16 protein-coding genes are annotated in these 21,671 nt (G+C 59.2%); 10 read left to right on the forward strand and 6 right to left on the reverse strand.

What is annotated here, in order from left to right; translation table 11 throughout:
* The 4 genes from Q0K10_RS03010 to Q0K10_RS03025 are packed head-to-tail and all read right to left on the reverse strand — an operon-like array spanning window position 1 to window position 3,048.
* Window positions 1–1,473, reverse strand: a complete 1,473-nt coding sequence (locus tag Q0K10_RS03010) for a DUF1553 domain-containing protein (protein WP_294502982.1) — start codon at window positions 1,471–1,473, stop codon at window positions 1–3.
* The gene (locus Q0K10_RS03015; protein WP_294502984.1) at window positions 1,470–2,039 is read right to left on the reverse strand and encodes a hypothetical protein; all 570 of its coding nucleotides are present in this window, start codon (window positions 2,037–2,039) and stop codon (window positions 1,470–1,472) included. The genes Q0K10_RS03010 and Q0K10_RS03015 overlap by 4 nt, the downstream gene beginning before the upstream one ends.
* Window positions 2,036–2,476, reverse strand: coding sequence for a hypothetical protein (locus tag Q0K10_RS03020; RefSeq protein ID WP_294502985.1), 441 nt, complete (start codon window positions 2,474–2,476; stop codon window positions 2,036–2,038). Before Q0K10_RS03020 ends, Q0K10_RS03015 begins: the two co-directional genes overlap by 4 nt.
* The gene (locus tag Q0K10_RS03025; RefSeq protein ID WP_294502986.1) at window positions 2,473–3,048 is read right to left on the reverse strand and encodes a sigma-70 family RNA polymerase sigma factor; all 576 of its coding nucleotides are present in this window, start codon (window positions 3,046–3,048) and stop codon (window positions 2,473–2,475) included. Before Q0K10_RS03025 ends, Q0K10_RS03020 begins: the two co-directional genes overlap by 4 nt.
* 235 nt (window positions 3,049–3,283) lie before the next feature.
* Between Q0K10_RS03025 and Q0K10_RS03030 the strand changes: the two genes are divergently transcribed.
* The 6 genes from Q0K10_RS03030 to Q0K10_RS03055 all read left to right on the forward strand — a co-directional run bounded on the left by Q0K10_RS03030 (window position 3,284) and on the right by Q0K10_RS03055 (window position 11,998).
* Complete coding sequence (locus tag Q0K10_RS03030) at window positions 3,284–3,667, forward strand: TM2 domain-containing protein (RefSeq protein ID WP_294502990.1); 384 nt, start codon at window positions 3,284–3,286, stop codon at window positions 3,665–3,667.
* Entirely contained in the window at window positions 3,645–4,043 is a 399-nt protein-coding gene (locus Q0K10_RS03035; RefSeq protein WP_294502991.1) for a DUF2752 domain-containing protein, read from the forward strand. Before Q0K10_RS03030 ends, Q0K10_RS03035 begins: the two co-directional genes overlap by 23 nt.
* Before the next feature lie 158 nt (window positions 4,044–4,201).
* The gene (locus Q0K10_RS03040; RefSeq protein ID WP_294502992.1) at window positions 4,202–5,329 is read left to right on the forward strand and encodes a GntR family transcriptional regulator; all 1,128 of its coding nucleotides are present in this window, start codon (window positions 4,202–4,204) and stop codon (window positions 5,327–5,329) included.
* A 635-nt stretch (window positions 5,330–5,964) separates the two neighbouring features.
* Window positions 5,965–6,633 (forward strand): type II secretion system protein, encoded by a 669-nt coding sequence (locus Q0K10_RS03045; protein WP_366942943.1) that lies wholly within the window; start codon window positions 5,965–5,967, stop codon window positions 6,631–6,633.
* 35 nt (window positions 6,634–6,668) lie between these two features.
* Window positions 6,669–10,736 (forward strand): beta-galactosidase, encoded by a 4,068-nt coding sequence (locus Q0K10_RS03050; protein WP_294502994.1) that lies wholly within the window; start codon window positions 6,669–6,671, stop codon window positions 10,734–10,736.
* Entirely contained in the window at window positions 10,733–11,998 is a 1,266-nt protein-coding gene (locus Q0K10_RS03055) for an exo-alpha-sialidase (protein WP_294502996.1), read from the forward strand. The genes Q0K10_RS03050 and Q0K10_RS03055 overlap by 4 nt, the downstream gene beginning before the upstream one ends.
* Window positions 11,999–12,052: 54 nt before the next feature.
* Here Q0K10_RS03055 and Q0K10_RS03060 read toward each other — a convergent pair whose 3' ends face one another.
* Window positions 12,053–14,155: a glycoside hydrolase family 3 N-terminal domain-containing protein gene (locus Q0K10_RS03060; protein ID WP_294503003.1), complete on the reverse strand. Its 2,103-nt coding sequence runs from the start codon at window positions 14,153–14,155 to the stop codon at window positions 12,053–12,055.
* Between the two features lie 52 nt (window positions 14,156–14,207).
* Entirely contained in the window at window positions 14,208–14,789 is a 582-nt protein-coding gene (locus Q0K10_RS03065) for an alcohol dehydrogenase catalytic domain-containing protein (RefSeq protein WP_294503006.1), read from the reverse strand.
* Window positions 14,790–15,235: 446 nt separating this feature from the next.
* Here Q0K10_RS03065 and Q0K10_RS03070 point away from each other — a divergent pair, with 446 nt between their 5' ends.
* The 4 genes from Q0K10_RS03070 to Q0K10_RS03085 are packed head-to-tail and all read left to right on the forward strand — an operon-like array spanning window position 15,236 to window position 21,633.
* Window positions 15,236–16,258, forward strand: a complete 1,023-nt coding sequence (locus Q0K10_RS03070) for a LacI family DNA-binding transcriptional regulator (protein WP_294503008.1) — start codon at window positions 15,236–15,238, stop codon at window positions 16,256–16,258.
* A gap of 17 nt (window positions 16,259–16,275) precedes the next feature.
* Window positions 16,276–17,265 carry a glycoside hydrolase family 130 protein gene (locus tag Q0K10_RS03075; RefSeq protein WP_294503010.1) on the forward strand — a complete coding sequence of 330 codons (990 nt, stop codon included), beginning with the start codon at window positions 16,276–16,278 and terminating at the stop codon, window positions 17,263–17,265.
* A 16-nt stretch (window positions 17,266–17,281) separates the two neighbouring features.
* Entirely contained in the window at window positions 17,282–17,983 is a 702-nt protein-coding gene (locus Q0K10_RS03080) for a prepilin-type N-terminal cleavage/methylation domain-containing protein (RefSeq protein ID WP_294503012.1), read from the forward strand.
* An 11-nt stretch (window positions 17,984–17,994) separates the two neighbouring features.
* The gene (locus tag Q0K10_RS03085) at window positions 17,995–21,633 is read left to right on the forward strand and encodes a hypothetical protein (RefSeq protein WP_294503014.1); all 3,639 of its coding nucleotides are present in this window, start codon (window positions 17,995–17,997) and stop codon (window positions 21,631–21,633) included.
* Window positions 21,634–21,671: the final 38 nt, after the last annotated feature.

Here is a 21,671-nt window from a genome sequence, read left to right on the forward strand (position 1 = left end):
TCAGTGCTGATGCAGAAACTCTTTTGAATTCAATAGAATCCAGCTCAGATCCTGCGGAAATCTCCATCTCTTTTTCGTATTTTTGAGCGCGGTCTGAATCGTCAGCTTCTCTCCGACGGTTGGCGGCCGGGAATAGAAAAGCCAGTAGAGCTCCTCGACCTTGCGCGGGAGCGGTTTCAGCGCGCTGCCTTGCTGGATTTTTCCGAGTTTCCGGTAGATTTCGCCGGAGTTGAAGAGCTGCAGCCGCTGCTTGTCGGTGATGAGGTCGCTGCGTTCGGAGAGTTTTCCCGAGTCGCGCGCGGGCCGCCCGAAGAGAATCAGGAACGAGCTTGAAATCGAGCCGTCCGCGAGCGTGACCGTGCGCGCTTCCGCGGGAAGGAACGTGAACGGTTCCGGAATCACGCTGGAGTAACTGCCCGGGACGCCGGTGAGGTCGCGGATCGCATCGTCGAGCACCTCCGCCGGAAGCCTTCGGACCGCAAACGCGGCGAAGTGGCGTTCCGCCCGTTCGTCGCCGTTGCCGGAAGCTGCCCGGCAGGCGGCGGATTCCGCGATCGTCCGGCAGAGGAGCCGGAAGTCGTAACCGGATTCCCGGAATTTCCGCGCGAGCAGTTCGAGCAGCTCCGGATTGACCGGCAAATTGTCCGGGCGCAGATCGTCCGCCTCGTGCACGATGCCGCGCCCGAAGAACCGGAACCAGACCCGGTTCACAAGCGCCCGGGCGAAGTCGGGGTGCGACAGCACCGCCTCGGCCGCCGCCGTTTGCGGGTCGGAGATGTCGGGCGTTTCACGCCAGTAGACGATCTCCTCCTTCCACTCCTTTGTGCTTTTGAATGCGACCGGTTCGAAGAGGGCGCTGAACTTTTTCCGGTCAGCTTCCGGCCACGTCTCGAATCGGGAGCCGAGGAAGGTCAGAGCGACGACTCCGGCGATTCCCTGCGCGGAGCGATCCGCCGTCGCCCGGTAGAAGTTCGCCTCGGGAACGCGGAAATTGCTCCCCGCTGCCGTGAGGAGCGAGCGGGCGAACCGGTCATACGGCTCGTTCTCCTTCAGAAAACGGCGGATTCTGCGCTGATATCCGTAGACTGCGTTCGGCCAGAGGTTGATCGGAAATTCGGATTTGATTCGCAGCGTATCGCTCCACAGCATGGTCCAGTAATCCGCGAAGTTGTCGGAGTTGAGGAGCGTTTCGATCAGCGTTTCGTACTTGTCCGGCGCAGTTGAATTGACGTAGGCGCGCGCCTCGTCCGGTATCGGGAGCCGTCCCGCGAGCGCGAGATGAAGCCGACGGACCAGAACACAGTCCGACGCCTCGTGCGGAACGGCAATCCCGTTCCGCTCCCAGTCGGCCGCAAGCGCCCGGTCAACCTCCGAGCGAATCGCGACCGGGGTCGGTTTCCGGTAGATCGATGTCTCCTCCGCCGCCGTGCAGAGGGCGGCGAGAAGAGAAAGGAGCAGCAGGAAAGATTTCACTTCCGCCTTTTCCCTGACTGTCCGGATTGTTTCGCCGGTTTGGCGTGAAGCATGCGCTCAAGCTGGGCGTCGACGGCGCTGTCGGCGTTTTCCACGCGTTTCTGATATGCCTGACGGATCGCCGCGAGCCGCTGTTCCTGAATCCGCAGCCGGCTGCCGATCTCTTCGGTCGTCCGGTTGTACTGTTCGGCAAGCTGTTCGCGGAGTTTGGCGCGCAGTTCGGCTTTTTTCGCTTCATCCTTCTCCTGGCGGCAGAGGCGGGCGGTTTCGCGGATTGCTTCGGCCGCCTGCATCTTCTGGAGTTTTTTCTCACCGAGTTTGTTGAGAATCGCACTCCTCGCCGCTTCCCGGTCGGTGCGGCAGAGTTCTAGCAGTTTCGTCCGTTCCGACTCCTCCAGGGAGGAGATCATCTCCACCGCGGCCGGAGCGAGCTGCTTCTGGTCGGCCAGCACTTCGCGCAGGAGGCGTTGAGGAATGGGTTCCGACAGTTTCGCATCTTCCGCCCGAAGCTGAAACGGCGCGGCGATCGTGCCGCAGAACAGCAGTGCATAGAGAAATCTCTTCATATTTCGACCTTTCCTTTTTCGTTTGAGAGGAGTTCTTCCATCAGATCGAGTTCCGCGCCGACGTCGGCGATTGCACCGAAGAGCGAGGAGCCGTCCCACTCCGCGCCGGCTGCGGGACGGGGTTGTGTCACGGATGTCGCGATGTCGGCGAACCCGACCCCGACGGCAATCATGACCGCCGCCGCGACTCCGGAGCTCCATGCCAGAGTCCGCCGCAGGGTCCGGCGATGTTTCAGCGCTCTCCCGTCCCGGCAGTGCGCGAGCACGTTCCGGCTGAGTATTTCCGGCACGGGCGGAGCGTCGGGAGCCCCGCCCGCGAGACGTGCGAGCAGTTCTCCTCGGCACGCGGGACACGCCAAGCAGTGTTGGATGCTCTCCCGGTCAAGCGCGCCGCCCGACTCGTGAATGCGGCGGATCGTGTTCCGGCAGTGATTCATCTTTCCCTCCTGAATGGTTCGAGGAACCGTTTCAACTTCTTTTTTGCGTACTGCATGCGCATGATTGCGGTCTGAACGGCGCATTTCTGATCCGCAGCGATCACGCGGAACGAGATCTCCTGCCCACGCATGCGGAAAACCGCAAGCTGTTCCGGAGCAAGTTCTTTCAAAGCCTCTTCCAGTTTTCTTACCAGCTCCTTTTCTGCGAGGTCGTGCCAAGGTTCCGCACTGACCGGCCGATCGGCGCAGTCGCATGGGCATTCGACGCCGCCGCGCCGCCGGTTGCGCCGGAATGTATCGATCGCAAGATTCCGGGCGATGCGGAAGAGCCACGGCCCGAACTTTCCCTCTCCCCGGAAACCCGGAAGCGCCGAGTATGCCTTGATCCAGCTCTGCTGAAACACATCGTCCGCGTCAGAGGGACGGAGCAGATTCCGCAGATAACCGTAGAGCGGTTGTCGATACCGGTTATAGAGCTGCTCGAAGGCGCTGTCCGATCCCGCCAGAAAGGAGTCGATCAGCTCTTTGTCGCTTTCCTCCACTTTCGACCTGCGTTGTTCCATCGTTTTCATTGCTGTTTCTCATACACTATAACGCCGGAAATCCGGATTTATAATATGGAGTGCCGATTTTTTTCGGTTTTCCGGAGGATGCGGTCCCGGTTTCCCCGATTGGAAAAAGATCTCTTCCGGTGCGGACAGGCGATTTGAATTTCCCGAAGAGTGTGATATATTCTTTCGCAGGAACAGCCGTTGGCGAAATCAACCTTGCATGAGTACATATTGCAGTTGCTCGAAGGAGAGAGAGATGCCGCTTTATTTTGAATGTCCCCATTGCAGTATGAAGCAGGAGGTCGAAGAGAATTGTTTCGGCCGGGAAGTATTCTGTCAGAATTGCGGCCGGAAAGTGATGATCGCCCGGCCGATGGCCGCAGTGACGCCGACGACATCGCCCCAGGCCGGCGGCGGAGGCGTGTCGAACAAATCTCTGTTGGCCTACGTTCTGCTCGGAGTTTTTCTGGGGTGTTACGGAATACACGATTTTTATGCGGGATATACGACGAACGGTGTCGCTAAACTGCTGATCACTCTGCTCACCTGCGGTCTCGGCAGCATCGTCACGATGATCTGGGCAATCGTGGACATCTGCACCGTGAGAAAGGATGCGAGTGGACGTCCTTTTGCACCTTAAGCGGTTTCGATACCGGTATCTTGTTTCGGCGGCAGTGCTTCTTCTCGGGGCGGCATTGTTGTGTTTTCTTTCCTTCAACGATCCGGAATCGTTTCACTGGTATCCGCCCTGTCTGTTTCATGAGGCGACGGGGCTGTACTGCTTCGGATGCGGGAATACCAGGGCGCTTTATCTGCTCACGCATGGAGACGTGGTCGGGAGTTTGCGCAAAAACGTCCTGCTTCTTCCCGGTTGTATTTTTCTGCTGGTTTCGATCTGGAAGCCGCGCTGGGTGAATCGTCCAGCCGTCATGTGGAGTGCGGCGGTTGTGATCATCGGGTTTACCGTGCTTCGGAATCTCCCGTGGATGCCGTTCTCGCTTCTCGCGCCCCACTGAGTTCAGAATCCCCATCCTCTGTCGAAATGGAATCTTTTCCGAATCCCGTGGAGAGAATTTTTTTGAAGAAAAAAGTTGTCATGTCATCTTGACAAATCGAATTTTCTCTCCCATAATTATATTGACATCCGTACAATTGAATCAGAGAGGAAGGTTTCATGGCATCGGGGACGCGACCGAAGTATGAGGTAATCCAGCAGGAATTGACTGCGCAGATTCGGCAGGGAATTCTGCAGGTCGGCAGCAAACTTCCGACGGAACAGAAACTTGCGTCTGCCTACGGGGTTTCCCGCCTGACGGTTCGACAGGCGATCGGCGGGCTGGCCGCTGCCGGTCTGATTCACTCCGTTCAGGGGAAGGGATCGTTTGTGGCGGAGGGAAAACCGGCGGCGGTTGAGCTTCGGACCATCCATTTTGTGACCTGCTCCTTTCACACATCGGCGGAGAATGACGCATTTTCCATGCCGTTTCTGGCGCGGCTCGGGAGCGAGGCGACGCTGCGGGGTTACACGCTCTGCCTTTCGATTCTGCCGCGGCATCAGAGTTACCGGGATTTCATCCGCAAGTCGGGGTTGCCGCCGACGTTTCGCGGCGGGGTGGTTTTGAGCAACGTGCAGTACGACGAGGCGGATCTGAAGGAGCTGGAAGCGGAACGGATTCCCTATGTCACGATGCCGTGGTTTCATGCGGTTCAGCGCGGTCCGCGGGTCGGTTCCGATGGCGGAGCGGGGATGCGTCGGTGCCTGGAGTGTCTGCTGCGGCACGGGCATCGGGAGATCGGGATGATCAACTGTCCGGTCGGTTACACCGATTTTCAGATGAATCTGGAGATGTACTGCCGGATGCTCGGCGAGGCGGGACAGGTTGTTCGTCCGGAGCACATCGTGACGGCCTCTCCTTTCAGCGAGGAGGAGGGGATGGCCGCCGGGGCGCAGCTGCTGCGCGCGGGGAGCGGACTCACGGCGGTGGTTGTATTCGGCGATCGTGCCGCGGCGGGGTTTTTCCGACAGCTTTCCCGGCAGGGAATCCGGGTGCCGGAGGAGATGTCGGTGGTGGTGCACGACCGGTACAACTGGATGGATTCGGCATTTCCGTTTTCTCCCTCCGGCACACAGCAGAACATCGGGGGACTTGCCATCGCCGTGCTTGACGCACTGGAGAAACAGCGTGTCAGCGGTGTGATGGAGGATAGCGAGGATCTCGTTGCCCCCGACTGGGTTGACGGAGGAACGGTGGCCTTTACCGCTCTCGGAGTATCGAACCTTACCAGACAAGGAGTTATATGATGTTCAAGCAGCTTACCGGAACGTCCGTTTGGATCGAACGCTTCAACTCGCTCGGGGAAGCCGCGTCTCTCCCCGTACCGAACACCCATCAACCTCCCCATCGGCCAGTCATCGCCCCGCAACAGAGTCTCCGCTCGGCAAGCGGCTCTTTCTCCTCGCGCCGGCCGACCTTAGCCGAGTCCGGCTCCGCCCCGTACGCGGCACCGGCACCTTGCCGGACGCCGGGGGTGCGGGGGGCGGCGGAAACGCCCCCTGCCTCCCACAGCCATGCAACGGTTAAAGCGGCGTTTACCTTGATCGAGCGCCTCGTGGAGAAAACTTGTCAAATATACCATTCTTCCTTCGTTTGTACCCGGCAGTCAAGAGAGGGGTTCGGGGGAGAGAAAGCGGCTGGGGAAGCCGCGTCTCTCCCCGTACCGAACACCCATCAACCTCTCCATCGGCCAGTTATCGCCCCGCAACAGAGTCTCCGCTCGGCAAGCGGCGAAGTGGAGCAAAAACGCGAACGGGTCTTTCCGCAGAAAAGCGGGAAGAGCCGTTCGCGTTTTTGCGGCTCTTTCTCCTCGCGCCGGCCGACCTTAGCCGAGTCCGGCTCCGCCCCGTACGCGGCACCGGCACCTTGCCGGACGCCGGGGGTGCGGGGGGCGGCGGAAACGCCCCCTGCCTCCCACAGCCATGCAACGGTCAAAGCGGCGTTTACCTTGATAGAGCTCCTCGTGGTGATTGCGATCATCGCGATTCTTGCCTCGATGCTGCTGCCTGCGTTGAATCAGGCGCGTGACCGGGCCAAACAGATCGACTGCACGAACAATCTGAAACAAATTGGAATCGGGTTGACGCTTTACCTTGATCAGTCGGGCGGCGTTCTGCCTCCGCGCTATTACGGGGTCGGCAACGACGGTTACTGGGCGCACAATCTTGTGAACCGCTGTTTCGACAACGATTATCCGTTGAAGTCGAAATACTGGCATTGTCCCGGGCAGGTGGAGGTGTACAGCCTGCCTACCGTGGACGGGGAGTATCTCGGCAGCACGAATTACGGAGTCAACTACAACTTTCTCGTATCCGACTTTACGCCGGACAGCTCCATGGCGTTGCACATGAGCCGTCTGAAGCAGCCGCTTTCGCAGCGGATCGTCTTTCTCGACTCGGAATATCATGAATGCAATCCGTGGATGGAAAACCGGGAACCGGCGAAGAACCACCCCGGCGGCACGGTGATTCTCTACCTTGATTCGCATGTGCAGGCGTACAATCGCGACGAACTGCTGCGGAACAAAAGTCTCTTCACCCTCCAGCCCTGATGAAAGGAACTCACTGTATGCGAAGAAGATGGTTCATGTGGTCTTTGCTTCTCTCTCTTTCCGTAACCGGAATGGGAGCGGGTGCGGAGGAAAAGACGGAAACGGTTCGCTTTCCGGAGTTTAAAGAGCTTTCCGCTCCGGTGCTGTTTCCGAAGGGGGGAGAGATCACGATCGACCGGTATGGAAACTACTGTCTGAACGGGCGCCCCCGGTTTCTGCTCGGAGCGCAGATTCCGAACAAGATCGTCGGGAGCATGGCGCCGACGGAGGGATATCCCGCCTCGCTGAAATGGCTTTACGAGCAGGTGATCGATTATGAAACCGCACAGCGGATCGGGTTCGACACGCTGAGCACGTTCGTTTCGGAACAGTGGGTGCGTTCGATCGATCCGGAGTACCGGAGCTTTCTCTTTGACGACGAAACACTTGAGGCTCTTGGAAAGGTCCGGGGGGAGGCCGGCTTGCCGTTGCAGGCCGATTTCACCTGTGCGCCGTGGTCGCACGGGCGGTTTCTGGAACACCGGAAACAATACGCCGCACAGATCCCCGAATCCGCGTACAATTCACGCGGCAGCATGAGCGACAGCAACCACTGGACGCCCTATTGCCTCGCGGATCCGGTCGGGCGCGAACTCTATTTGAAAATGTGGAAGTCCGGTGCGGAGGAGATGAAAAATGCGGGCGGAAACGTTCTCATGTATGAGCTGTTCAACGAACCCGCCTACCACGATCCGTGTCCCGCGAACCGGAAGAAGTTCCTTGAATTTCTGAAGGAGAAATATGGTTCCGTCGATACCGTAAATTCCGTCTGGGGAACAAAATATCAGTCGTTGGACGAGATTGCGGAATTCCGTGATCGCACCGATTCGCCCGGACTTTACGTCGACTGGTCGAAGTTCATGGAGAGCGAATTCCTGAAACTCTGCAAAGAGGGGATGGCGCTGATTCGTTCGATCGATCCGGAGGCGCGTTTCTGCGTGCAGTCCGCCGGAGCGGACAACTACCGGACGATTTCGAAGAACCACGTCAACCAGATCGAACTGGCGAAACTCTGCGACACGGTTTCGACCTCGACCGGCGGCGGGGTTTCGGTCGGCCGGAACGGACAGTTCACTCCGGCGGAATCGGTGATTGATACGCCGATGCCGGGTCCCTCGTTCCGCGAGGATCTCCTTCAGCGGCAGTTCTACCGCGCGATTTCCGACGGCAGGCCGGTTCACGACGGAGAGACTTATACCGGAGCCGATTACGACTCGCTGCACCGGGCGCTCTGGCTTCAGCTTGTGCGCGGCGGCAACGCGAGTTACCTCTTTCTCTGGTGCAAACGCGCCTGGGATCCGCGCTGGACGCCGCCGGGATCGGAGGAAGGGGGCCGGCGCCTTGCGGAGCTCATGCAGTTTCATATTCTGAATCCGTGGGCGTTCCCGACCTCCGGGATCCGGGCGATCATGGATGTGAAACAGGAGATGCTTTTCGTCGACGATCTCTTTGTACCGCGCCAGAATTATCGGCGTCCCGAGATCGGCCTGCTGCTTTCGTTCGCGACCGAACGGCGCGCCCCCGCGGTCGGAAACACGGTTAAAAACGAGGTGCGCAACACGGCTGCGGCACTGGAATTTCTGCACGAACCTTACGGCGTCGTTCTGGAAGAACAGCCGGAACGGTTTGATCCGGAACAGTTTCCGGTGATCGTTGCTTCGGGTGTGCGCAATCTTTATCCGGAGACGGCACTGCACATTCGCGACTGGCTCGGCAAAGGCGGAATCCTGATCGCTTCGCACGAGTTGCTCCCCGAGGATGAATACGGACGGAAACTCGACTGGAGCGGGGTGTTTGACGGGCTCGAACTTGTTCCCGTAAAAGACTCCCGGCCATCGACGCTGAATTGGAAGATCGCATCCAGTTCCCGGCTGCCCGGCGAGGTGCGGGCGCGCGAATTCGTCCGGATTTCCGCCGGAAAACCGTGGCGGGTTCTCGCCGAAATCGACGGAAATCCCGCCGTCGTAAGCCGTGACTGCGGGCGTGGCAAGGTCATCTTCATCGGTGTTCAGAGTCTCGATTATCATCTTGCCGCGATCTATGATGCGATCTTCACGTCGCTCGGCCGCCGCCCGGCCGTGGAACTGAGTCTTGCTGGAAAGTCGGAACTGATTCCGAATGTGGAGGTTCACTGTGTCCGGAATGGAGAGCTGGAAGGTCTGTTCGCACTGAATCTCGACCGCTATCCGAAGCTTGCGGAACTCACGCTCCCGGCGGGAGCGGCCGCGGTTGATCCGCTTGCCCGGGAGCTGCTTCCGGTGAAGGAAGGCAAGGCGCTGGTCTATCTCCCGCCGTTGCGGAGATCCCTTGTCGTTACGGGTGCGAAATCCGCGTTGGAAAAACGGTTTGAAGGAGTCGAACCCGTTACGGAAAAACAACTTCAGTCGCGTTTTGACAAGGCGGCCGCAGAGGTGGAAAAAGAGCACCGGGCCGCGCCGAAGGAATTTCGTTACACCCCGGATCTGCGTTTCACGAAGGTGCTCGACCTGCGCGGATTCTGCAACCGGCCCTTCACCGATTCGGTCGCTTCCGACGGCAAGGGGGGATGGACCGACCAGGGGGCCGAGAACTGTCTCGACGGCGTTCCGTGGGGTGAGCAGGAGTTCTGCGGTGTCCCGACCGAGATCCTGCGGTTCGACGAAACCGAGAACAGGACATGCATTGTTCTGGATTCAAAGAATTTAGCGCCTGGATTCGGTGCGAAGGAAGTGCGCGGAATCCCGGTGGGGGGGAAGGTGAGGAATCTCTATTTCTTCCACTGCACGGCATGGACGGATGCCCGGGAGGCGTATCGGGTGGTTCTCCGTTACGAGGACGGTTCCACGCTTGCAGTCCCGGTGATCTGCCGCAAGCAGATCGGCGACTGGTGGCTCGGTGTGACCCCGCATGAGGGGACGGAGTTCCGCCCCGCCTTCCGCAATACGCTCAACCGTGGATTCCACATCTGGAAATGGGAGAATCCGGCTCCGGAAAAGGGGATCGCCTCTCTCGACCTCATCGCCGCGGGCGGGGAATCGATTCCGGTGATCGTCGGGATCACGGCGGAGTTTGTCGATCCCTCCGCGCCGTTGCTGACCCGTCTCTCCTGTGAAGGCTGGACCGGGTATGGCTGGTTCGGCTGCCGTTCGGAGTGGAAGGAGGGAACGCTTGAGGTCCGGCTCTCCGAACAGAAAAAGGATTGGTGCGGTTTCAATCTCGCGCTGCCTGACACGGTGAGGGTTGATACGAAGAAGGTCGATCCCGCCGCCGCATTCCTGACATTCCGGATCAACGGAACCGCGGACAGCTGGGGGCGTCACACCGGCGGGCAGGCGCTTCAGGTCTGTTTCACTGCCATCACCGGAGGAAAACAGACGCAGTCCGCCCAGATCCGCATCGCCGGCTTTCTCGCGGACGGTGAAAAAGGCATCGACAATGATCCTGCGACTTTTCAGCTTGTCCGGATCCCGCTGGTGAAATTTTTCCCGGACGGAATGCCGGATCAGCTGCGCAACATCAGCTTCCAGTTCCCCGGTATCGCCCCGGCGGCGGGAGTCGATATCCGCGATCTTGCGCTGGAGCTGCCGCCGGAAGCGGTCTGGCGCCGTTCTCCGCCGGAGAAATTCGATTTTGCGTCGTGGAAGATTTCGAGTTTCCTCGGCTGCTCGGCAGTGCGGCAGAAGGAGCGGTTGCTGGTCCGACTTGACGATGCAGCCAAAAAGAACTGGTGCGGCTTCTCGCTTCAGGCGCTGGAGGAGGGCGGCGCAATCGGGCTTGACGGCGCAGATCCGGCCCTCTCCTGCCTCCGGTTCGGGATCAACGGCGGCTCGACCGGAGGACAGCGGCTTCAGATCGCCGTCTCCGGAGAAGGGGGCGGATCGAAGACGGTCTGGATCGCCGACCATCTCGCCGCGCGGAAAATCGACGGTGATCCGGAGAGCGTTCAAACCGTGCGGATTCCGCTGCGCAACCTCTTTCCGGAAAAACTCCCGAAAACCATCGGGCGAATCCTGATTCAATTCATCGACACGCCTCCCGCCGAGGGCGTCGAGATCGACAGTTTGACTTTGGAGGTCCAGAAATGAACGGCAACGACAAAATGGAACTTTTCCGCACGGCTCCCGATTACATTGTTTACATCCCGTACGGCATTGGAGTCGAAGGACTTCCGGACAGCGCAAATGAACATTTTCTCGTGTTCCGGCGCAAAGACGGAACGCTGGCGGCAGTGTGGACACAGTCGGGATTCGAAGGGGAATACAACCAGCATATCGTGTTTTCCGGCTCCGATGCGCATGGACGGATCTGGACGCCGCCCCGGGTCATCGCCGGGCGAGATCCGGATCCCGCCACCGGGCGCGGCATGTGCAGCTGGGGGTATCCGCTGGTCAGTCGTTCGGGACGCATCTACGTCCTGTACAGCAAGCACATGGGGGTGAATGACATCTTTACGCACACCACCGGAGCTCTGCATGGAATCTTCAGTGACGACGGGGGAGAGAGCTGGAGTCCGGAAGCTCCCGTCGAACTGCCCCGCACGATCTGGGACAATCCCGACCCGGCGATTCCGACGAACTGCATCACCTGGCAGAAACCGCTCCGGTTCGGGGACGGGCGCTACCTCGCCGGAGTCACCCGCTGGGTCAGCCCTTCCCGCTATCCCGCGCCGCCGGTGGGAGAGGGATGGTACAACGACGACAGCGTGGTCGACTTCCTCCGCTTCGAAAACCTCGATGAAGATCCGGATTGCGCGGATCTGAAGATCACACTGCTGACACCGGATGAACGCTCCCTGCGTTATCCGATTCCCGGACATCCCGGGCGGACGCTGATTCAGGAGCCGAGTCTGGTCGAACTGCCGGACGGGCGGCTGCTGGCCGTCATGCGTTCCGTCAGCGGGCACCCGCTCTATGCCTTGAGCTGCGATTGCGGCGAACACTGGAGCGAACCGGAAATCCTCACCTACGGTGACGGCCTTCCCGCGATGGAGCATCCGCTCAGTCCGTGTCCCTGTTACCGGTTGAACGAGACCGAGTACCTCTTCTTCTTCCACAGTCACGGAGCCGACTTCGGGCCGTGGAGGAGTCATGACGGGCGCGTGCGCCGCCCGGTCTATCTGGCGCTGGGGCGATTTGTGCCGGACGCGCGTCAGCCGATCAGGTTTTCCGCGCCGATCTTCTTCATGGACAACGACAACGTTGAACTCAACCGCCGCTGCGACCTCGCGCTCTACGCAAGTTTCGAGGAGGTCGACGGCCGTCCGGTGCTCTTCTATCCGGATCGCAAGCACTTTCTGCTCGGCCGGATCATCCGCCCGGAACTTCTTGCCGGTGCCGTATTTCCGTGAGCCCGCAACTCGCCGCGCCGCCGTTCCATTTCCCGGACGGCGGCGCGTTTTCTTTCAGCGACACTCGAAGCTGATGGTGAGCCCGGCGGTGGAGAGAACGAATTCGCCTTCTTCGAAGATACGTTCCCCGGCCGGGCCGGTATAGGCAAGATCCCGCATTTTGTCGAGTTCGAACCGGACGACCCTGCTTTCGCCCGGCGCAAGTTCAAGCTGCCGGAACGCGATCAACCGCCGCGCGGGCTGGGTCAGCTCCGCCTCGGGATCGGACAGATAGAGAAACACCGTCTCCGTTCCGCGCCGCTCTCCGGCGTTTGTGACCTTGACGGAAGCGGTAAGATCTTCTTTGATCGACAGATCCGAGTATGTGAAACTCGTGTAGCTCAGGCCGTATCCGAACGGATACATCGGCGACTCTTCGAGATCATGGTAATATCCCTGATCGGGCCGCGCGCGGCGGTGCTCGTTGTAGTAGATCGGAATCTGCCCCATGCTGCGCGGGAAGGTCATCGCGAGCCGTCCGCTCGGATTGCATTCCCCGGTCAGCAGGTCGAAACAGGCGCGTGCGGCCTCGTGGCCTCCCTGCCAGAGATGCAGAATCGCGTTCGCGCACGGTTCGAGTTCCGGATAAAGAATCGGACGCCCCGCGCTCACGAGCAGTACGACCGGTTTCCCCGTGGCGGCAAGTCCATGCAGAAGATTTCGCTGCACTGCGGGCAGGGCGATGTCCGCGCGCGAACAGTTTTCGCCGGAACGGTTCCACTCTTCGCCGAGAGCGGCGAGGATGACGTCTGCCCCGCGCGCCGCTTCGACGGCGGAAGCGATTTCTCCTTCGGCGGCAGTTTCGAAGCCACACCCGGGGACGGTGATGATCCGGCTCTGCGGAAAGAACTCTCCGATCACATCCGCGAGCGTCGGTACGGTGGCGGGGTCGACATTGCCGCGCCAGTTCCCGACGAGGGCGGCCGCGTCTTCTGCGACCGGTCCGACAAGCGCGACCGTTCGAATCGATGCCGGATCGAGCGGCAGGAGCGAATTTTCATTCTTGAGCAGAACGGCACACTGCTGTGCGGCTTTGCGTGCAAGCCGGCGGTACTCCGGCAGAAGCGCGGTCGCTTCGACCGGCTGTTCTTCCGTGTACGGGTGCTCGAAGAGCCCCAGCTTGAACTTGACGCGCAGAACGCGGCGGACGGCTTCGTCGACGACGGCTTCAGCCAGCCGCCCGGAGCGGACGAGTTCAGGCAGGAGTTTGAAGCATTCGCTGACCATCTCCATATCATTACCGGCGGAGAGGCAGCGGATTGCGACCTTTTCCGGATCTCCGGAGAATCCCTGCGCCTTGAGCTGACGGAAGCTGTCCCAGTCCGAGACCACAAAGCCGGAGAATCCCCAGCGGTCGCGCAAAATTTCCGTCATGAGATAGCGGTTCACGACGGCCGGAGTTCCCGTCACGTCGTTGAAGGAGCTCATCAGCGTGAGAGCTCCCTCATCGACTCCGGCGTGAAACGACGGCAGATAGATCTCGTGCAGCTTGCGCGCAGAGATGTCGCTGTAGGAGTAGTCACGCCCGCCTTCGCTTGCGGCATACCCGGCGAAATGTTTGAGGCAGGCCGCGACCGCGTCCGGTGCGGAGGGGTCGGCGGTCTGATAGCCGCGAACGGAAGCGCGGGCGAAGAGGCCGGAGGCATACGGATCTTCGCCGAAACTCTCCATGACCCGGCCCCAGCGCGGATCGTTCGGAATGTCGACCATCGGGGCGAAGGTCCAGTCGATGCCTTCGGCGGAACACTCCTTTGCGGCGACGCGGCAGCAGGCTTCGACCGTTTCCGGATTCCAGGTGCACGCCTGGGCGAGCGGGACAGGAAAACCGGTGCGCCACCCGTGAATCACATCCATGCCCCAGATGATCGGAATCCCGAGCCTGGTCCCCTCCACGGCGCGGCGTTGAAATTCATTGCGCTTGTGTGCGCCGCCGAAGTAGGAGAGGATCGAGCCGATGGACGGGCGGAATTCTCCTCCGTCGCCGAGGTTGTTCGGGTTCACATCGGGTCCGATGGTGGTCTGAAGCAGTTGATCGCACTTTTCGTCGAGCGTCATCCGGTTGAGAAGGTCTTCGAGGCGCTCTTCCACGGGGAGCGCCGGGTTGCGATAAGGAGTCATTTCAAGTTCCGATCTGTCGAAAGTGAATGAATGTCATTGCCGAAAACGCACTTCAGCGGCAGTGATGGCTGCGATGATGATGCCCGCGGGGAAGACCGGCGGCATCTTCCGCTCCGCAATGGAGAAACAAACAGGAGGAGCGGGGGCGGCACAGAGAGCGCAACGCCGTTTCCTGATTTTCATCTCCTGAAATTCTGACCACGCACTTCTGCGGTACGACGAGTCGATTCCGGCACTCGCCCGTCTGCTGTCTGCATCCGGTTTCGCAGGCCCATCCGGCATAGCGGCACAGCTCCGGTCGTTTTTCTCTGCAGTCGGAGCACTTTCCGCACGGGGTTGCCATGCAGCTGAGGCCGACAGATTCTCCAATCTGAAATCCGTTTGCGTTTTTCCCGGCCGACACGACTTTGCCGATGATCTCCTGCACACAGCGTCCGTCTCCGTGGCGGGTCGCGTCATGGCAGAATCGAGTATGCAGCACTTCGATCTGCAGGTCGTCGTCACCAACTGCGGCGGCTGCGGCGTCCGCGGAGGAGAACACCGTTCCGGAATTGCCTTCTCCCGCCCCGGCGGCAAGCAGAACCACTCCGGCGAAAAAGAGGGCAGCCAGAATCAGCCAATGTTTTTTTCTCATGATAAACCTCCTTCTGAAAAAGCTCTTTACTGTTCGTACGCAATATAATATACCACGACAGCGATGGAAAAACAAGAGGTGGATCTCTTCCGGATGAGGACGCGTCGGTTTGCTTTGCGGAGGATCGTTTCAGCAGCTCCGGAGAATCCGGACCGCCGGGAGTGCGACCGGCTTTGGAAAAACGGTTGGCGAGCGTTGATGCGTTTCTCTGTCGGAGTTAACGTCGTCTGCAACAGATTTCACGAATGAGGCAGTGAAATGATTTTTTTCGGCAGCCAAGTTGTTTTTTAATTTTATAATAGATTGAAAACAAATATGATAGATGATAAAATGTAAATCCATGTAAAAAATAAAATTGCATTAATTGCAGATTTTTCTTGGAAATTTACATTGCCTTCAGTATAATTTATGTTGGAACCCGGCCGTGGGCCGGAGGAGTTTTGATTATGCTTATGGAACATACGACGATCAAGGAAGTTGCCGCGCGGGCGCGGGTCAGCACTGCGACCGTTTCACGAATTCTCAACGGAAAATATGCGCATCGTTCGTCGACAGTGGAGAACGTAAAGCGGGCGATCGAAGAGCTGCGCACCGCGCGTACCTTTTCCGGCGGGCGCGAAGTCGAAACGCCCGAGAGCGTGGGAGTCGTGATGTTCGCCTATCGCGATTTCCTCAACACGAATTACAATGCCACACTGGCCTCTTCCATCATGGAGGAGCTTACGTCGGAGAATTATTCCGCCCAGATCATTGCGCTGAGCCCGAAGTCTCTCGGAATCGGTTACATCGCCGGGCTCGTGCGGGAGCACCATCTCAAGGGGCTGTTGGTTCCGGAATTCGATCTGCTTTACGCGGTTTCGGAGAAACTTGAGAAACTCGGAATCCCCGTTGTCAGCATCGGGAATTTCTCCGGAATTCGCTGTCGGGTCAGCTCCAACAGCTTCCGTGCCGGTTGCGATGCCGCCAACTATCTGTGGAGCAACGGTCACCGCCGGTTTGGAATCGTTTCGATGTCACGAACGGACTTCTGCCAGGCGCAGCGAATCGACGGATTCTGCAGAACCATTCAGCAGCTCGGCGGCGATCCCGAAGAAGTCTGGATCCGGGAATTCCGTTCTCTGGAAGGGTATTCCGCATCAAGCGTGATCTCCGAACTGGTCAATATGAAGCGGAGCCCGACTGCGATTTTTTCGACCAACAGCATGTTCAGCCGGAAATTGATTGCGGGACTGGCGCAGGCCGGACTTCACGTTCCGGGGGATATATCGCTGCTCTCGTTCGAGGAGGACGGGGAGTTGGAGGATTTCCCGGTTCCGGTCAGCGTCATGCGGCAGCCGACCCGCGATATGGGCAGACTTGCTGTGGAAATGCTGGTGAAAAAACTGCGCGGCCTGGAGGTCGTGGAAAATGAAGAATTGAATTGTTCGCTGATCATTCGCAGAAGTGTCCGGAGTATTCCGGTTGAATAAAAACGAATGAGGGTCTTATGCTGTTTCAGAAGTTTGCCGGCAATCCGGTGCTGGGGCCGGAGGCGTTTCCATCCGACATCATGTATGTATTCAACCCCGGAGCGATTCGCTGCAACGGAGAGTACCTGCTGGTGGCGGACGCCGCTACGGCTGCAACGCCGATCGTTTTCTGGATCGCCCGCAGCCGGGATGGAATCCACTTCACGCCGGATCCGGAGCCGATCGCGGATTGGCCCGCTCCCGCGGCGGGACCGGAGAACTGCATTTACGATCCGCGCATCACCTTCATTGACGGCGAATATATTCTCATGTATGCGAGTCAGGCCGAGGGGCGCGGCGTTCGTACCGGGGTGGTCCGCACGAAGGATTTCCGCCGGTTCACGCGGATCGAACAGGCCGAAACCGGTCGGAACAACCGCAATTCCGTGCTGTTTCCCGAGAAGATCAACGGCCGCTATGTCCGCTTTGACCGTCCGATGGGGGATGACGAACTTGAACCGAGCGATATGTGCATCAGTTACTCCGACGATCTGTCGAACTGGTACGGCAGCAAAGTGTTGATGACGCCGCGCCCGGGATGCTGGGATTCGCATAAAATCGGCGGCGGAGCGGTCCCGATCCGCACCAGCGAAGGATGGCTGGAAATCTATCACGGAGTCGATTTGACCTGCAACGGTTACATTTACCGTCTGGGCGTGATGCTGCTTGATCTGGACGATCCATCCCGGATCATTGCACGCGGGGGGATGCCGGTTCTCTGGCCGGATCGGCCTTATGAGATGCAAGGACGCGTTCCGAACGTGACGTTCGGCTGTAATGCGCTGCTCGAATCGGATGGAACCGTGCGGATCTATTATGGGGCCGCGGACACCTGTATCGGTCTGGCGACGGCGAAGCTGGACGATTTGATTGCCGCCTGCCACCGCGGCAATCCGGTCGCAGAGACGTTTTTTTTCGGAAAGAAGCAGGAAAACAGCATTGAAACTCTTGAACTTGCAACCCTATAACCCAGGAGAAATGGCTATGAGAAGCAATCTATTCACATTGATCGAGCTCCTTGTTGTAATTGCGATTATCGCAATCCTCGCGTCCATGCTGCTGCCGGCATTGAATCAGGCGCGGGCGCGGGCGCAGAGTTCCGGATGCGCCAACAACCTGAAACAGATTGCGCATGCGGCGAGCATGTATTCCGGCGATTACGATGATTATCTGCTGCGGACTCGCTACCTGGAGTATTCGCAATCACGTCCGAATTGGAAGGACTGCTCCCGTTTCTGGCCGAATTTTATCAAGAATTATCTTGGAATCTCCGGTTCTTATCTTGATGAGGACTGGTTTAAGCACAAGATCTTCCGTTGTCCCGGCAATCAGAATGTGGGAGCCGGTTTCACGGAAGGCATCAGCTACGCCATGCATTCGCAGAACTCTTTCAACGGTTCCGGCTGGAGCGAAAAGGCGTTCAAGGCGGGCAGCGTTCCGACGCCTGCTTCGAAGCTGCAGATTCTCGACGGCAACAAAGGGGACTGGTGGGGACTTGAATTTCTATTCAGTCATGGCATCGATCCGAACAGCAAGAATGCTGCGGATCCGCGCCATAACAACTCTGTGAACGCGACGTTTCTCGACGGTCATGTGCAATCCGTTTCAGGACGGATCCTGTTCGAATATTCTTCAAGTGGTGAACCGTGGCGTTATGATCAACGTTCCGTGTACGCCTGGAATTAAAAGGGGGATTCATGAAATATTTCTTCAACTGTCTGGGGGTGTTTTTCGCCATTGCTCTGACTGGCGCCCCGGTTGAGCTGTTGCCGCTGCCGGAGGCGACGGTCGTGTTTTCCGGAGAGACCCTCCCGAAAGAGGCGGCAAGTACGTTGATTTCCGGTCCCGGCCAGCCTCAACCGCATTGGGGTAAATTAGAGGGGGCGGGGGCGACCGTCACATTTGCGAAACCTGTGCCACTGCCGCAGATTGCGGTGATTCGTTACGGCTATGCCGACTGGGCGGTCCCTGCCGAACTCGAATACTCCGTCAACGGCGGCGAGGCGAAACGCATCCGGCTTTCCGCGGCGCGAACAGCCCCGCATCAGGGAGGCCGGACCCTCGAGGCGGATCTGATTTCACTGGATACCGCTCCGGTCACGTCGTTCACAATCAAAGTGGTTGATGTTGAGACAAAAGATCGCAAATATTGTGCACATGGCGTATTGAAACTGGCCCGTCCGAAATCCGTGATTCCCGCTGCCGCTCCCGCTGCCGCTGCCGCTGCTGCGGTTTCGTCCCCCGGCCCGTCCGATGCACCGGAGATTTTTTATGAGTTGAAGCCGCTGCCGGAATCGACGGTCACGGTTCTCGGCGGGACGATTCCCGAGCCGGAACGGATCGTGGCTCCGAGGCTCGATGCGCTTTCGGTTGGAAATCCGGCGGATTTCCAGTTCCGGGTTGATTTCCGGGAACCGGTTTCGCTTCCATACGTGGCGATTCCGCGTGTCGGCTGGGGAGACTGGGCCGTGCCGAAAACAATCGAGTACCAGGTCGATGGCGGGCCTGTCCGGAAGGTCGAATTGAAGGCTTCCCGGATCGATCCGAACCGCGGAGGTTCTCTGCATCCGGCAGATCTGATTGAAATTGGCGAAAAACCGGTGAAGTCGCTGACGTTCCACGTCACAGCCGTCGAGACGAAGGTCAACAAGCACGGCTCGATCAAACTTGCGAGGCCGGAACGGGCGGTGTTTTCTCTTCCGCTGGATGCTGGGAAGTGGGCGGATTCAACCGGTGTCGCGGTGGAGATCATTACGCCGGAACCTGTCTCGGATGCGGCATTGACCGCGACCGCGTACCGCTTCCGGCGGGATTGCCGCTGGACACGTCCGTTGCCGGAGCTTTCCGCCGGAAAGCATGAATTTCAATTTCTCTGGAGTGAATTCTGCTGTGCGGAAGAACCGCAACTTGTGCTGGAACCCGGCCAGATTCATCTGCTGGAGCTCTCCTTCCCCGATCCTGCAGTGAAAGGGGTTTCCCTGAAGTGCCGGCCGGTTTCCGGAAAACCGTCCACCTCCTTTTGCGAACGATTCCCGATGCCGGATTTCTCCGCCGGTCCGGACGGCTGGAGGAACGGCATCCCCGCGAACGGGTTCGGCCGGTTCGGCTATCATGACAACAACGGACTGTTGACCTGCAACATTGAGAACGACGGTTTTTTTTACCAGACTTCGGACGGAGCGTTCCTGAAACTCTCGATCGGCAACGGTGCGGAGCAGAAACGGGTATGGCGTCGCGTCGATGTCGGCAGCGACCATATGGTCATCACGCAGCTCAAGCGGTTTATCGGGGCGAAGGAGAACAAGGTTACGAGCCGGGCGTTCGGGGAATTTGACGCGAGCCGTCTGCCGGAACGTTACGTGGCGAGCATCCTTGCCCCTGGATTTCTGGTTTATTCGAAAGATTCGGTGCTTACACTGAAACCGGATCGTGATCTCGGGACCCCCTTTCTGCTGTTCCCCGGGAAGGATCGTCAGGTCGTCTGGACGGAGGCTGCGGAAGCTGATCTCGCCGGATTGTCGGAGGGGTGGGTGGTCGTCAGCTTCGAAAAACGCCCGGGACAACCGATTTTGCTGGCGTTTCAGGAGAAGCCGCAGAAGGTCATTACCGAGGCCGGAATGCTCGGATTCACCTTCGGGAAGCCGCGGGGGTGGATCGGCTTCGGCACGCCTGCCGGTTATCGTGCATTCGCGGGAACCCCCGGCCGGGTCGATGAGAAAAGCGCGCGTCTGACCGATGTTTCCCGCCGCCTGGCCGCACTGTTGAGAAGTTATCCATTGCAGAGCACGATGAAATTCCGGATCGGCGAAGGCAAGGTTGAATTCGCAGAATCGTTCCGCCACCTGGCGTGGAGCAATGCCTGGGGCGAGTCGGGGGAAACATGGCTTCCATGTCCACCGCTTGTGGCGTTCGGCGGCGACAATGGATATCCGGTTGGATTCCCTGCCGGGAAACCGGAATCGTTCGGGATCGACACCAAATACGGTCCGTACCGGGTCTGGAATTTTTCCAATCAGAGCTGCGGCCGTTATGAGCTGCCGCAGCCTCCGGTCGACAACTTCCTCTATCCGGTTCCGGCAGACGATGCCGATGCAAAACGGGTTGGAGAGGCGATTGCAAAGCACATCGGAGGGAAACCGGAAGCACGCGTAAAAGGGGATTCGCTCTCGTGCTGGTGGATGTACGCCTCCGGCAGTCTGGCGCAGAGCCTTTTCACTCCGGAGCAGCGCAATGCCGTTTCCGCCGCCTGGAAGTGCGGCGTTGATTTTGTACTGGGGCCGCGGGGCTGGTTTGAGAGGACCGAACCGTTCAGCCATCGGAGTTATCCGATTTCATTCGCGTGGGTTGACCAGGCCAACGAGATTCTCGGCGACCCGAATTCCGGCATCGGCGGGGCGCTTTCCGGATTGTCTAACTACGCGCGGTTTACGGGGGATTGGAAGACGATCGAACAGAACTGGGAGATGATTCGCCGGTTTCCGCTCTACTTTTATCTTTCGCACGACTGGACGATGATGCAGTCCGGCTGTCGCGAGCATACGGCGGCTTCCGCCATCGACATGGATGTGATCTCCTACGAGGGGGCGGCCGGCCTGTACCGGATGGCGAAGACGTTGCGGCGGGAGGATGACGCGGCTGCGGCGGCGATGCTGCTCTCGCGTTACGCGCTGGCGGACACTCAGAAGTGGCGGGGGCCGTCCTATCGCAACCCTGCTCTGAAACCGGAGGAGTGGCGCGGAATGGGAATCGGTTTTTCCGAGCACTACGGATTTGAAGTCATGAGCGCCCGCGGGAAAGACCAGAATTACATCAACAGCGAAATCGCCCTGTCGCTTGCGTGGATCGGCAATTATCCCTGTTTTTACGCGATGCTGCTGACGGGAAACGGGGAGGAGTTCTGGCGATTCTTCGAATACACTTACGTGGAAAATACGCTGGATGACTGGCGGAAAAAGCATCCCGGCCACCGCAACTGGCACGACGCGAATATCGCCGCCCACCTTTACATGCGGCTGCTGCTGGGGGAAAAGCGTGAGGCAGTCCGCAAGGAGCTTGAGGCGCAGAAGATGTGGAGTCCGTCGCCGCGCATGGCCGCCGAAAACGCCGGGATGTACGCACTCTATTTCGGCGGGGATTCCCCTGTCCGGCTGGCTGACTGGGGGAAGGCGAAGCTGCTCCGGTTCGACTGGAACCGGACGGACCGGGTTCTCGAAGCGGAATTCGAATCGCCGGAACCGGCGACACTGGTTTTCGAGTGTCGGGAAAAACCGCAGAGCGGGCCGGAGTCTCCGCTGCCGCTGCCGCCGGGCCGCCGGACGGTCCGCTGGAGTTTCTGAACGCAAGAAAACGGGGAGTCGGAAAACGACTCCCCGGT

Origin of the sequence: uncultured Victivallis sp. (genome assembly GCF_944391105.1) — a bacterium.
In the GTDB taxonomy this organism is placed as follows: domain Bacteria; phylum Verrucomicrobiota; class Lentisphaeria; order Victivallales; family Victivallaceae; genus Victivallis.

What these genes read in the sequence shown, in the direction of transcription:
- Q0K10_RS03025 (WP_294502986.1), bottom strand. Translation starts at nt 3,048, where the DNA reads ATGAAAACGATGGAACAACGCAGGTCGAAAGTGGAGGAAAGCGACAAA.
- Q0K10_RS03065 (WP_294503006.1), bottom strand. Translation starts at nt 14,789, where the DNA reads ATGAGAAAAAAACATTGGCTGATTCTGGCTGCCCTCTTTTTCGCCGGA.
- Q0K10_RS03060 (WP_294503003.1), bottom strand. Translation starts at nt 14,155, where the DNA reads ATGACTCCTTATCGCAACCCGGCGCTCCCCGTGGAAGAGCGCCTCGAA.
- Q0K10_RS03075 (WP_294503010.1), top strand. Translation starts at nt 16,276, where the DNA reads ATGCTGTTTCAGAAGTTTGCCGGCAATCCGGTGCTGGGGCCGGAGGCG.
- Q0K10_RS03040 (WP_294502992.1), top strand. Translation starts at nt 4,202, where the DNA reads ATGGCATCGGGGACGCGACCGAAGTATGAGGTAATCCAGCAGGAATTG.
- Q0K10_RS03080 (WP_294503012.1), top strand. Translation starts at nt 17,282, where the DNA reads ATGAGAAGCAATCTATTCACATTGATCGAGCTCCTTGTTGTAATTGCG.
- Q0K10_RS03015 (WP_294502984.1), bottom strand. Translation starts at nt 2,039, where the DNA reads ATGAAGAGATTTCTCTATGCACTGCTGTTCTGCGGCACGATCGCCGCG.
- Q0K10_RS03050 (WP_294502994.1), top strand. Translation starts at nt 6,669, where the DNA reads ATGTGGTCTTTGCTTCTCTCTCTTTCCGTAACCGGAATGGGAGCGGGT.
- Q0K10_RS03055 (WP_294502996.1), top strand. Translation starts at nt 10,733, where the DNA reads ATGAACGGCAACGACAAAATGGAACTTTTCCGCACGGCTCCCGATTAC.
- Q0K10_RS03085 (WP_294503014.1), top strand. Translation starts at nt 17,995, where the DNA reads ATGAAATATTTCTTCAACTGTCTGGGGGTGTTTTTCGCCATTGCTCTG.
- Q0K10_RS03030 (WP_294502990.1), top strand. Translation starts at nt 3,284, where the DNA reads ATGCCGCTTTATTTTGAATGTCCCCATTGCAGTATGAAGCAGGAGGTC.
- Q0K10_RS03070 (WP_294503008.1), top strand. Translation starts at nt 15,236, where the DNA reads ATGCTTATGGAACATACGACGATCAAGGAAGTTGCCGCGCGGGCGCGG.
- Q0K10_RS03020 (WP_294502985.1), bottom strand. Translation starts at nt 2,476, where the DNA reads ATGAATCACTGCCGGAACACGATCCGCCGCATTCACGAGTCGGGCGGC.